Genomic DNA, 11,910 nt, shown 5'->3' with positions numbered 1-11,910 from the left:
GGTTCACCAATAACACGGCAAATGATTCCGTGCTATCAGTGAACCTCCGGTTGTCCGGTCGGTTAACCTCGCTTTTTAATTTGCAAAAAGAGGTGTTGAAAGGTATCTGTCACCTGAGTCAGGAAGAAGAACAACTATGTTCTTGCCCTTGTACTCTTCTCTCTCTGCTATGATTGTTGCTGCCTTAAGAGCTGCTCCTGAAGATATACCAACAAGTATTCCTTCTGAAAGAGCGAATTTTCTGCCCTCTGTAAAGGCATCCTCATTTTCGATCGCGATTACTTCATCAAAAATCTTTGTATCAAGAACATCCGGTACAAAGCCTGCGCCGATACCCTGAATCTTGTGGGCACCTGCTGTTCCCTTTGAAAGAACGGGGCTTGTTGCGGGCTCAACTGCGATTACCTTTACGTCAGGATTCTTTTCCTTTAAGTATTCGCCTACACCTGTGATTGTTCCGCCTGTACCTACACCTGCGATAAATACATCAACCTTTCCGTCTGTCTGCTCCCAGATCTCAGGACCTGTAGTAGCCTTGTGTGCAGCAGGATTTGCAGGATTCACAAACTGTCCAAGGATGATTGCTCCCTCGATTTCCTTCTCGAGTTCCTCGGCCTTTGCAATAGCTCCCTTCATTCCTTTAGCTCCCTCAGTGAGCACCAGCTCTGCGCCGTAAGCTTTAAGGAGGTTTCTTCTTTCAACACTCATTGTGTCAGGAAGTGTGAGGATCGCCTTGTACCCCTTTGCTGCTGCTACAGCTGCAAGTCCGATTCCTGTGTTACCTGATGTGGGCTCAATAATTGTTGCTCCGGGCTTAAGCTTTCCGCTCTTCTCTGCCTCTTCGATCATAGCAAGGGCGATTCTGTCCTTAACTGATCCGGCAGGATTCAAATACTCGAGCTTTGCAAGAAGTGTAGCGTTTGTTACTCCTGCTTTCTTGCTGTATCCATTAAGTTTAAGAATAGGTGTGTTACCAATAAGTTCCAGTGAACTTTCTTTAATCTGTGCCATGTTTCGTATCTCCCTTCAAATTTGTTAATAGGATAATATCATGCCTTAGTTTATAGTAAAACTAAGTAATTCCGATTGCCAGACATAAGCTTTACTTTTCATTGTTATAGCTTTTACTTATGACTAAATGGCTTGTGATTATCAATCTTGTCGAAATAAGCTGTTATCTTGGTAAGTGCATCCGTAACGCCGCAAGCTACATCAAAGCTTGATATCTGCTTTTTCTCCAGCTGCTTCTGAGCCTGAAAACCAATCTTTTTGCAGACAAGGCTTCTGCAGTCACTTATAAGCTCCACCTTGGGAAGCGGTTCTCCTCCATGTCCGCAGCCCTTGCCATCTCCGCAGCCTTTCCCGGAGCCGCAGGCATCTCCACTCTTTATGGAGTAATCACCATTGCCTTCCGGACTGCCGGATTTCTCGTTATTTTCTGTGGCCCCTTCATCGGCTATGACCGGAACAGCTCTGTATTCCTCCTTTTCAAAAGTTGTCCCCTGCACCTCGTATATTGAAAAGCCTTCGGCAGCTCCAAAAGTCAGATCAATATTCACATCGTCCGATGATGCCACCGCTATCAAATATGACATATAAACTCCTTGATCTCTTTTTATACGTTAAACAGGTTCGTTGACAGATAGCGAAGTCCTGTATCAGGGAAGATTACAACGATCTTCTTACCCTTGTTCTCAGGTCTCCCCGCCACCTGTGTAGCTCCTTTACAGAACAAATATCAGATCTTGTAGTCGTCTGAAAGCTCCATCATGCCATACTCGAGAAGGATCTCTTCAAGTCTCTCCTGGGTCATGGGAGTAGGAATAACGAAGTCTTTATTTTCAATTACTGCCTGTGCCAGGTTTCTGTATTCCTGTGCCTGGTTTGAATCAGGCTTATACTCAATAACTGTCTTCTTATTAATCTCAGCATGCTGAACCACGTTGTCACGGGGTACGAAGTAGAGAAGCTTAGTGCCAAGCTCTTTTGAAAATGCTCTGAGAAGATCAAGCTCTCTGTCAACGTTTCTTGAGTTGCAGATGATACCGCCAAGTCTTACTCCGCCTGTTCTTGCATATCTCTGAATACCCTTTGAGATGTTGTTAGCTGCATAGAGAGCCATCATCTCACCGGAAGCTACAATATAAATTTCCTTTGCCTTACCTTCACGAATAGGCATTGCAAAACCACCACAAACTACATCGCCGAGTACGTCATAGAATACATAATCAAGATCATCTGTATATGCTCCCAGGTTCTCAAGCATATTTATTGAAGTGATAATTCCGCGTCCTGCGCATCCTACACCGGGCTCAGGTCCGCCGGACTCTACGCACTTTGTTCCGCCAAAGCCTTCCTTCATGATTCTGCCAAGCTCGATATCCTCACCCTCTTCTCTTATGGTGTCGAGAACAGTTTTCTGTGCAAGACCACCAAGTAAGAGTCTTGTTGAATCAGCCTTAGGGTCGCATCCTACAACCATTACTTTTTTCCCGTGCTCAACAAGTCCTGCTGTCAGGTTCTGTGTTGTTGTGGACTTACCGATTCCACCTTTTCCATAGATTGCAATTTGTCTCAGTTCTGCCATTTTTTTCATCTCCTCTTTCTTTATGTTGAATTTTCTTAATTCGCTTCTTCTTTGGCTATCGCAAATACTCTGTTAAACTCACAGATAAGATCTGCAATTCCTTCTATTCCGACTGAAAGTCTTAAGACTCTGTCGTTTATTCCGTTCTTTTCAAGAACGTCCTTTGGAACATCCGCATGCGTCTGTGTCACCGGATAGGTTATAAGTGTCTCTGTTCCTCCAAGGCTCTCCGCAAAATATATGAGCTGCACGTTGTTTAGTATTGAGTGTGCAAACTCTACCGAATCCACTTCGAAGGTAACCATCGCACCAAAGCCTCTTGCCTGTTTTTTCATGATGTCGTAGCCTGGGTGCTCCGGAAGTCCGGGATAGATCACCTTTGTCACATGCACGTTTGTCTGTAAATACTTTGCAAGAGCCAGAGCGTTTTGCTGGGCTCTCTCAAGTCTTACCGCAAGCGTTCTTATTCCTCTAAGAATCAGCCAGCTGTCAAATGGGCTAAGCCCTGCGCCTGTTGTCTTATAGATAAACCTCAGTTTTTCATCCAGCTCCTCGTCCTTTACAACAAGGAAACCGCCTATCGTGTCGTGATGTCCTCCCAGGAATTTTGTTCCAGAATGAACAACTATGTCTGCTCCGAAATCCAGTGGATTCTGAAAATACGGTGAAAGGAAGGTGTTATCAACTATTAAAAGCAGTCCCTTTTCCTTCGCTATCTTCGAAAGCTTCTCAAGATCCGTTACATTCATCATCGGATTGGTCGGAGTCTCAAGATATATCGCTTTTGTATTTTCATTTATAAAAGGTGTCACATCATCGCTGCTAAGATTGGCCGCTGAATATGTAAGACCATTTTTTTTACTTATCTCGTTGAAAAGTCTTATGCTTCCGCCGTAGAGATCCGAATCGATGATGAAATGATCTCCGGGCTTAAACAGCTCCATGACGGCTGCTATGGCTGCCATTCCACTGGCAAAGGCCATTGCGTCTTTTCCGTTTTCAAGATATGCAACTATCGATTCTAGCTGCTTTCTTGTCGGATTCTGCATTCTTGTGTAGTCGTATCCGGTGCTCTCCCCCAGACCCGGATGCGCAAAGGTAGCTGTCTGATATATTGGAAAGCTTATGGCTCCCCACTGATCCATAAGATTTCTGTCCAGCTGCTGACACTTTGTATCTATGCTGCAATGCACTTCTGTACACTTATTGCATCCATTGCAATCCATAACTTACTCCTCCGACCTTCGACCTAATTGGCTACTACTTGCTGTGGTTTTCTTAGGTCAGTCTTTTTGTTATTTTTTTCTTGCTTCTATAGCCCTGTGCAGGCTATCTAGCGCTGTCCTTATCACAACTCGCGGACTTGCTATATTTATTCTTTCAAACAGGGCTGTCTCTTTTCCGAAGATTATTCCACCGTCCAGCCAGAGCTTTGCTTCATCAACTACGAGGTGCTTTAAATCGTGATAGTCATCTGTCACCTCTGAAAAATCGAGCCATATAAGATATGTCCCTTCAGGTTCGATGAGCTTGACCTCAGGAAGATTTTTCTCAAGGTAATCTCTTACGAATGCAAGGTTCCCGGTGAGATATTCTTTTAATTCATCAACCCATTCTCCGCCCTTCCTGAAGCAGGATATGGTTGCGGCAAGTCCCATCGCATTGGGCTGACTGTAACCAGCTGCTTCATTCTCTCTTCTGAACGCATCTCTCAATGTCTTATCCGGAATCAGGATATTAGCAACCTGAAGTCCTGCCATATTGAAGGTCTTGCTGGGAGATGTTCCAATCACAAGATTTTTAATGTACTTCTCACCAAGCTTTAGAAATGATATATGCTTATATCCCGGATAAATGAAGTCCGCGTGTATCTCATCCGAAAAAATGATCACATTGTATTTAAGGCAGATATCACCAAGCTTTTTCAGCTCCTCTTTTTTCCACACTCTTCCTACAGGGTTATGCGGACTGCACAGAAGGAAAAGCTTTACATTGTTTTCCTTTACCTTCTTTTCAAAATCATCAAAATCGATTTCATAATGTCCGTCTCTGTTTACGAGCTGGTTGTTTATACACTTTCTTTTATTTAGAAGAATTGTTTCCTTAAAGGGATAGTAGACAGGCTCCTGAATTATCACGCTGTCTCCCTCATATGTATAAGCCTTTATTGCCATGGCAATGGAATAAACCACTCCCGGAACAACCGTAGTCCAGTCCTTTTTAATCTCCAGACCATGCCGATCCTTAAACCATTTGTATACAGCTTCGTGATACTCTTCACATGGATCCGTATATCCGAAAATTCCATGATCTACACGCTTTCTGAGATCACTTATGATTTCATCGGGAAGCTTAAAATCCATATCCGCAACCCACAGTGGAAGCAGGTCGGTTCTGCCCATTCGCTGCATTCCAAAGTCGAATTTCAGACTGGCTGTTCCTTTTCTGTCGATTACTTTGTCAAAATCATATTTCCCCATACAACAACCTCTCAATGTTTCAGTACGCAGTTTTCAAAATTTTGCAGATGCTCTGTCTTCAAAATCTCTATGCCAGTACTCCGCCCATCTCTTCCAGCAGTTTTATATATCCGTCCAGCCTGTAAAGCGAGTCCCCGACTTCTCCCGGCATTTCAAAGGATGCAATGCCGTGATCCTTCAGCTCGTAGGAAGCTCCCGGTCCGATTTTCGCTGCAAGTACAAAGTTGCAATCAAGAAGCGCTTCAACGCCTTTTTTTAATTTTTCGTTATCATGACTTCCACCGTTGCAGACAGGAATAACAAATCTCTGCTCTATCTCTTCGTAGTTGCCGTCCTCATCCACATCTACGATGAGAAAGCTCTCCGCTCTTCCAAAATGCTGATCAACATATCTGTTATCCGTAGATGCAATTGCCACGCGATATACTGCGTTTCCCATTGATGAACCTCACTTTTTATCCATGTGAAAAGGTGCTTCTGACATTCAGTCTGTTCTGATAAACAAGCTTGCTGTATTCGGATACTCCCGGAACTCCCACAGCATCTGCACGGCAATGAGCGCAGTGCCTGAATACCTTGATGTACTGCTCTGCATCCTCTCTGGCCTTTTCAAGAAGTTCGCAGGTAGGTCTTTCAATATCTTTAAGCTTATGCTGAGGAATAAGAGGAATGATGTTGTAGATGATAGCCCCTGCTTCCTTCACCGTTTTTGCGATCTCACTAATGTGATGATCGTTGATTCCGGGAACAAGAACTGTGTTGATTTTTATTGTGACTCCCGCATCAGCAACCTTTTTGATTCCCTTTAACTGATTTTCAATAAGAATCTTCGCTGCCTCTACTCCTTCGATCTTCTCACCGTGATAGATGATGTAATCATTGAGCTTAGCCTCAATCTCCGGATCTACTGCGTTAACCGTAACCGTAAGAGTATCAACACCTGCATCTATGACTTCCTGTGCTCTCTCATTTAGAAGTAAACCATTGGTACTCATACATTTAAGAAGCTCCGGATGTGCCTCGCCGATTTTTTCAAAGGTTTGAAGCGCATAGTCGGTTGCCAGTGTATCTCCCGGTCCTGCAATTCCTGCAACCTTGATACTCGGTACAAGTTCTATTGCCTTTCCTATGAAATCATTTGCTTCATCAGGGGATATTACTTTAGATGTAACTCCCGGTCGCTGCTCCACATCGTTTATGCTTCTGTCACAGAATCTGCAGGCTATGTTACAGCCGGGACTCACCGGAAGATGAATTCTTCCTGCGTTAAATTTGCACCCACCAAAGCAAGGGTGGTTTTTTTCAAGTTCTTCAATTGATCTAGCCATGTGAATAATCTCCCTTATAGACAAACGCTGCCGGACAGCGTCTTTTTAGAATCTAACCTTTGTGCTTTTTTCAAGCTGCACGATCCTGCCATCGTGTACCGTTATAAGAACCGTTCCATACTTTACTTCCGAAACCTGCTTTTTGATTTCTTCCCAGATCTTTTCATCATCCTTTTCCATAGTCATCTCTCCTCTTATCTAAAAACCCTATAGAGATTGAGCTTGTTGCTCTCTGCTCTAAATTTATACAGATTATGCGGTACATTGTCTTTCGCGTAAAGCATACTAATCTTATAGGCAAATATAAGTTTTAGTTTTACCTTGCCGTAAAACCTTTATTCACCGCAAAAGCATATGCCAGGCGACCGTACTTGCATGTCCATCTGTCTTCGCAATTGTTTAAAAGGATATCTCTATTCACCTACCCTGTCAATGGGTGAATATAATCACTTTATCCGAGTAAATTTAACATGTGTGCCTTCTATTTCTCAAATTGACGCGAGTATGCTATCTTTCTTAAGCTGACACTCCTCCGTTCTCAGTTTGGAATTCATCAAAACAAAGCAAAATGGACACTCGATAATCTATCTGATTAGTTATCTAGTGTCCACGTATCTATTTTTGACACTCATGAACTTATCATGATGATTACTGAGTGTCCATGAATTTATTTACTAAAGTGTCGTATCCTAAGCTCCACGCCGGTATCTTCAGATAGCTGCCTGCATTTCTCAATGTCTTCCTCCGGCAGAACATCGACGATTGACCACTTTACATCCTTTATCTGCTTCTTGCATTTGGTAGCAAAATCAATCATCTTTTCAAAACCGCTTTCATACTGAGGTCTTGTGACTTCCTGATATTTCACAGAATCAGGAGCATTAAGACTGATTGATACACTGTCAATTACTTTTGCAAGCTCAGGAACTATGTTTCTTCCGTTCTGCTCATTGCCAAGTCCGTTGGTGTTGAGGCGGGTCTTAAGTGACTTCTCCTCCTTAGCTAATTTTGCTGCATCCAATAGAATGTCCAGCTCACAGGTTGGCTCCCCATATCCGCAAAACACAAGCTCATCAAATCCTGTAAAATCATAATTTCTTATCGCATCAAGCACCTCTTCCTTAGAAGGATTTACCTGGTGCCACAGTGTATCGGAGCTCCCTACTCCATCCTTCTGAAATCGTATGCAAAAGGTGCATCTGCAATTGCATTTGTTTGTTATGTTTGCATACACTGAATTCTTGTATGTATATAAAATGTCTGCCATTTTTTCATTCTCCTCCGGTTAAAACTCAATATTCAAAGATTGTCTTCTTAACACCAACTCCATCAAAAGCTACCGCAGCTATATAGAAAAACAGTGCACTTCCTCCTGACTGAACAAAACTTCCCGCAAAGGCTGAGAGGATGGCTGTTTTTGTTCCGAAAAGCAACATCTCAGCTATGTAATATCCGGTTGCTGAAATGAAAAAGGAAATGATCGGAGCTGCCATATTGCGCTTATTAAGAAGTGATGATTTGCGACTTGTAAATGGCAGAACAATCAGCATCTTAATAATCACGGTTGCTATAGTCCACATGGGAGCTGTAAGAAGATCTGCAAGTCCTCCACCAACTGCGCCAACCAGCATCGCATAAGGCGTAGGAAGCAGTGCTGCTGCCAGGTAAATCACGGTGTCACCAAAGTGTACATATCCGCCATTTACGCCAACCGGTATATGGAAAATGTACGCAGTGAAAATGGTGGTAAGTGCCGCAAGAACTCCTGTGTAGGCCATAAGTCTTGTCTTTGAGTTAATGTTGTCTTTTTTCATAGTGTCTCTCCTCCTTATGTTTTGTCATGAGATAAGCCATGACTGTTTTGTCTTAGAAGTATCACATCTGCAGAAATTCTCAGGCTCAAAAATTTGAATTCCCCAGAATCTTCTCAAACCCGGTTCCATAATTTCCGTCCTCTTCCTTTGTTGCTGATATTGCTTTGTTTATAAACTCAGTAGTGTCTGAAACGGCATCCGTTATGTTTTTCCCATTCAGGACATTTCCGAGAAGCGATGCTGCAAACAGATCTCCTGTTCCGGAATACCCCCGTCCGTTGTAGCTGCATTCTATTATGTTTGTTCCACCTTCATGGACCACCATATTGCACAGCTTGTCATTCTCTATAAAAATGCCTGTAACTACCACGCTCTGCTTATCATGTGCTCTAACTTTATTTGCTATGTTCTCGATTTTCTTAAGATGATTTCCTTTAGCTGTATCCCGAACAATCTGCGCAGCATCGACTCCTGCAAGTATGCACAACTCTGTGAGATTCGGAGTGATAATATCTGCTATCGATACCATCTTTTTTATCCTGGATAGTAGTCCGTCGGAATAGTTTGAATAACACTCTCCTCTGTCTCCCATGACGGGATCTACCAGCAAAACTGTTTCCTTTTTATTGAACGTCTCCACAAAATCAAGAACGTAATCTGCTTCTTTTTCGTAGGGAATGTAACCGGTCAGGATTCCATCAAACTCCGCCTCCATTTTTTTCCATTCCTCTGTGCAATGCCTTACCATGTCCTTAGTGTCATGCATGTAAAATGAATGGAAACCTGTCTGTGCCGTAAAGAGTGCCGTCGGCACCGGATTGACCTCTACTCCCATAGACGACAGAACTGAAATATCAGCTATAAGCGAGCACTTTCCAAATCCTGATAAATCATTAATTGCTGCAACCTTCATACCTTATATATGTCTCCTGTTGTTTTTAATAACTTATGTGCCACTATACAGCATCTCTGATTATATAAATATAGTCAATTTTAATACTTTTTATATAACCAGTTCGAATTGTGAAAAATACACATTGTTTCTTTTACACTTACCCTATAGAATAATAGGTGAATACAATTCCATAACCACCATTTAAGGCGGTCGAAGTAATAATTAGCAAGTATTCGAAAAAATAATCCACGGAGGTTACTATGTTTTCAACAAAAGGAAGATATGCTCTCAGAATCATGATAGACCTGGCGCAGCAGCATTCTGAAGAGCTTGTACCGTTAAAAGACACCGCCGAGAGAATAGGCGTTTCAAAAAAATATCTGGAAATAATTGCAAAGGACCTGGTAAAAGCAAAGCTGATTTCTGCTACAAGCGGAAAGCATGGCGGCTATGCCCTTACCAGATCCCCTGAAGAATATACTGTCGGTGAAATTATTGAAATTATGGAAGGCCCCATAGCTCCTATAGCATGCCTTCTTCCCGATGCCGAGGATTGTCCTCGTGTGGAATCCTGTCCTACCCTTCCTATGTGGAAGGAATTTGCCCAGATAGAGCATGATTTTTTCTTTGGAAAGAAGCTGAGTGACTTAGTTCACTAAATGGGCCATCCCCTCATCAGGCGATTTATGTCCGCGCAAAACCATCGTCTCCCGGACGATGGGCGCCCCGAGGGGAGGGCAAGGAGAATCACTCATACGCAAAGGTCTTCAAAAATCTCTTCGCCCTCTCCGTCTTTGGCTCCTCAAAGAATTCCTTAACATCCCTCGTTTCTTCAACAATCTCTCCCTTGTCAAAAAATACGATTCTGTCTGCCACTGCTTTTGCAAAGGCCATCTCGTGTGTAACAATTATCATGGTCGAACCTGACTTTGCAAGCTCCAGCATGGTCTGCAAAACCTCGTGAACCATCTCAGGATCGAGAGCAGCAGTTACTTCATCAAAAAGAAGAACATCCGGATGCATGAGCAGAGCCCTGACAATTGCTACTCTCTGCTTCTGTCCGCCGGAGAGCTGTCTCGGATAATAGTCCTTTTTATCTGCAAGTCCCACCTTATCAAGAAGTTCAAGAGCCTCTCTTATGGCGTCGTCCTTTATTCTCTTTTGCACTTTAATTGGAGCCAGAATTGTATTTTCAAGCACCGTCTTATGCGGGAAAAGATCGTAGGACTGGAAAACCATCCCGATTTTCTGCCTAATGTTACTGATGTCCTTTTTATCAGGTTCAACGGGAAGTCCGTCCACCGTGACTACGCCGCCCTGAATCTCCTCAAGACCGTTCAGGCACCTTAAGAATGTACTTTTACCGCAGCCGGAAGGACCTATAATAACCACGACCTCTCCTTTTTTCACGGAGAGATTTATGTCCTTTAAAACTACGTTGTTACCGAATTCTTTATGTAAATGTTTTACTTTAACGAGCTCGCTCATCTTACGCCCACCTTTTCTCAAGCTTTACTGCAAATCTGCTAATCGGCCAGCAAACCAGGAAATATAACAAAAACACAACTGCGAAAATCCCAAATGCTGCATTGGGAGAAGCTTTTCTGTTGGCCTCGATTATCTGCTGCGCCACCTTCAAAACCTCAACGATTCCGATCATCATCACAAGTGAAGTGGTCTTAACCATTCTTGTGACGAGGTTTATGGATAGCGGAATAAGTCGTCTTATTGTCTGCGGAAATATTATGAAAAAATGCACCTGAAATTTATCCATGCCAAGCGCATATGCTGAATCATACTGAATTCTTGGTATGCTTTTTATAGATCCTCTTACCAGGTCTCCCATCTCTGCAGTTCCCCAGAAAACAAAAACTATGATCGCGGAAAGCTCCGCAGAAATGTTCATACCAAACACTCTGGTCGTTCCGAAATAGACAATGAATAAAAGTACCATCTGAGGCATTATCCTGACTATCTCAAGATATACTCTGAAGAAAAGTCGTATAATCCTGTTCTTCGCTGTCATAAGCACTCCCACGATAAGTCCCAGAACAATACTTATGGCAACCGATATCAGGCTTATCTCCACCGACACCCAGAGTCCCTTCAGGAGCCTTATCATATTGGTGCCTTTAAAAAGCACATCAATCCCCAAACTCTGCATATCGCACTCTCCTCTCTATGATCGATCCAAGTATTGATACAGGAAGCAGCATTATCAGGTAATAAACTACAAGTAAAAACAGACATTCAATTGTCTTTGCATACATTCCTATGAGATCCTTGGCTGTGAACATAAGATCCATCAGGCTGATCGTCGAAAATACTGAAGTTTCCTTAAGAAGGAATATAACGTTAGCCATGATTCCCGGCATGCTTACCGAGAACGCCTGAGGAAGTATTATGTCAAAAAAGACCTGGCCTTCCGTCATCCCAAGAGAAAGAGCGCTTTCACTCTGAACCTTATCTATGGACTCAAGACCGCTTCTAAAGGTCTCTATCATATAGGCTCCGCCGATGAGTCCAAGTCCTAAAATGCCGCAAAGCTCCGCTGAAATCTTAAGTCCAAGCTTTGGCAATGCAAAATAGATAAAGAAAAGCTGAACCAGTAGCGGAGTGTTTCTGAATAGTTCTATGTAAATTGTCAGCACTTTTTTCACAACAGGAATCTTAAAATAAATGGCCCAGGCCCCTGACAGCCCTATGGCGAAAGCTGTCAGGATACCGATAAAGCCTATTTTAACAGTAAGGAGTAGTGCCTCGTTATATAGTGGTATGTATGATTTGAGCACGTTTAAATCCATGA

General features: G+C 42.9%; 15 protein-coding genes. 1 reads left to right on the top strand and 14 read right to left on the bottom strand.

Annotated elements, in window-relative coordinates; all coding sequences use genetic code 11:
* Positions 1–75 precede the first annotated feature (75 nt).
* The 11 genes from cysK to G587_RS0117270 all read right to left on the bottom strand — a co-directional run bounded on the left by cysK (position 76) and on the right by G587_RS0117270 (position 9,122).
* Positions 76–1,011 (bottom strand): cysteine synthase A, encoded by a 936-nt coding sequence (gene cysK, locus G587_RS0117325; protein WP_026493265.1) that lies wholly within the window; start codon positions 1,009–1,011, stop codon positions 76–78.
* A gap of 113 nt (positions 1,012–1,124) precedes the next feature.
* Positions 1,125–1,595, bottom strand: coding sequence for a NifB/NifX family molybdenum-iron cluster-binding protein (locus G587_RS0117320; protein ID WP_026493264.1), 471 nt, complete (start codon positions 1,593–1,595; stop codon positions 1,125–1,127).
* 143 nt (positions 1,596–1,738) lie between these two features.
* Positions 1,739–2,587, bottom strand: coding sequence for a nitrogenase iron protein (nifH, locus tag G587_RS0117310; protein WP_026493263.1), 849 nt, complete (start codon positions 2,585–2,587; stop codon positions 1,739–1,741).
* A 35-nt stretch (positions 2,588–2,622) separates the two neighbouring features.
* Positions 2,623–3,813, bottom strand: a complete 1,191-nt coding sequence (locus G587_RS0117305; protein ID WP_081679505.1) for a trans-sulfuration enzyme family protein — start codon at positions 3,811–3,813, stop codon at positions 2,623–2,625.
* 69 nt (positions 3,814–3,882) lie between these two features.
* The gene (locus tag G587_RS0117300; RefSeq protein WP_026493261.1) at positions 3,883–5,067 is read right to left on the bottom strand and encodes a MalY/PatB family protein; all 1,185 of its coding nucleotides are present in this window, start codon (positions 5,065–5,067) and stop codon (positions 3,883–3,885) included.
* Positions 5,068–5,134: 67 nt separating this feature from the next.
* On the bottom strand, positions 5,135–5,506 hold the full coding sequence (locus tag G587_RS23390; RefSeq protein ID WP_035787132.1) for a NifB/NifX family molybdenum-iron cluster-binding protein: 372 nt from the start codon (positions 5,504–5,506) through the stop codon (positions 5,135–5,137).
* A gap of 16 nt (positions 5,507–5,522) precedes the next feature.
* Positions 5,523–6,395 (bottom strand): radical SAM protein, encoded by an 873-nt coding sequence (locus G587_RS0117290; protein WP_026493260.1) that lies wholly within the window; start codon positions 6,393–6,395, stop codon positions 5,523–5,525.
* A gap of 45 nt (positions 6,396–6,440) precedes the next feature.
* Entirely contained in the window at positions 6,441–6,575 is a 135-nt protein-coding gene (locus G587_RS25225; RefSeq protein WP_196808918.1) for a YezD family protein, read from the bottom strand.
* Positions 6,576–7,062: 487 nt separating this feature from the next.
* Entirely contained in the window at positions 7,063–7,662 is a 600-nt protein-coding gene (locus tag G587_RS0117280) for a TIGR04100 family radical SAM protein (RefSeq protein WP_026493259.1), read from the bottom strand.
* Between the two features lie 25 nt (positions 7,663–7,687).
* Positions 7,688–8,209 (bottom strand): TIGR04002 family protein, encoded by a 522-nt coding sequence (locus G587_RS0117275; RefSeq protein ID WP_035787129.1) that lies wholly within the window; start codon positions 8,207–8,209, stop codon positions 7,688–7,690.
* An 85-nt stretch (positions 8,210–8,294) separates the two neighbouring features.
* On the bottom strand, positions 8,295–9,122 hold the full coding sequence (locus G587_RS0117270) for a bifunctional hydroxymethylpyrimidine kinase/phosphomethylpyrimidine kinase (protein WP_026493257.1): 828 nt from the start codon (positions 9,120–9,122) through the stop codon (positions 8,295–8,297).
* A gap of 242 nt (positions 9,123–9,364) precedes the next feature.
* Between G587_RS0117270 and G587_RS0117265 the strand changes: the two genes are divergently transcribed.
* Positions 9,365–9,763 carry an RrF2 family transcriptional regulator gene (locus G587_RS0117265; protein WP_026493256.1) on the top strand — a complete coding sequence of 133 codons (399 nt, stop codon included), beginning with the start codon at positions 9,365–9,367 and terminating at the stop codon, positions 9,761–9,763.
* Positions 9,764–9,851: 88 nt separating this feature from the next.
* On the opposite strand, the gene G587_RS0117260 is transcribed toward G587_RS0117265, so the two are convergent.
* Genes G587_RS0117260 through G587_RS0117250 form a run of 3 tightly spaced genes read right to left on the bottom strand, consistent with a single transcriptional unit; the run spans position 9,852 to position 11,908 of the window.
* The gene (locus tag G587_RS0117260; protein ID WP_026493255.1) at positions 9,852–10,592 is read right to left on the bottom strand and encodes an amino acid ABC transporter ATP-binding protein; all 741 of its coding nucleotides are present in this window, start codon (positions 10,590–10,592) and stop codon (positions 9,852–9,854) included.
* A gap of 1 nt (position 10,593) precedes the next feature.
* On the bottom strand, positions 10,594–11,268 hold the full coding sequence (locus tag G587_RS0117255; RefSeq protein WP_026493254.1) for an amino acid ABC transporter permease: 675 nt from the start codon (positions 11,266–11,268) through the stop codon (positions 10,594–10,596).
* A complete protein-coding gene (locus G587_RS0117250; RefSeq protein WP_026493253.1) occupies positions 11,249–11,908 on the bottom strand; it encodes an amino acid ABC transporter permease in 660 nt (219 codons plus the stop codon). The genes G587_RS0117255 and G587_RS0117250 overlap by 20 nt, the downstream gene beginning before the upstream one ends.
* Between the last annotated feature and the right edge of the window lie 2 nt (positions 11,909–11,910).

It is taken from the genome of Butyrivibrio sp. XPD2002 (genome assembly GCF_000423945.1).
Taxonomy (GTDB): domain Bacteria; phylum Bacillota; class Clostridia; order Lachnospirales; family Lachnospiraceae; genus Butyrivibrio.
This window is presented reverse-complemented; position numbering and strand designations above follow the sequence as displayed.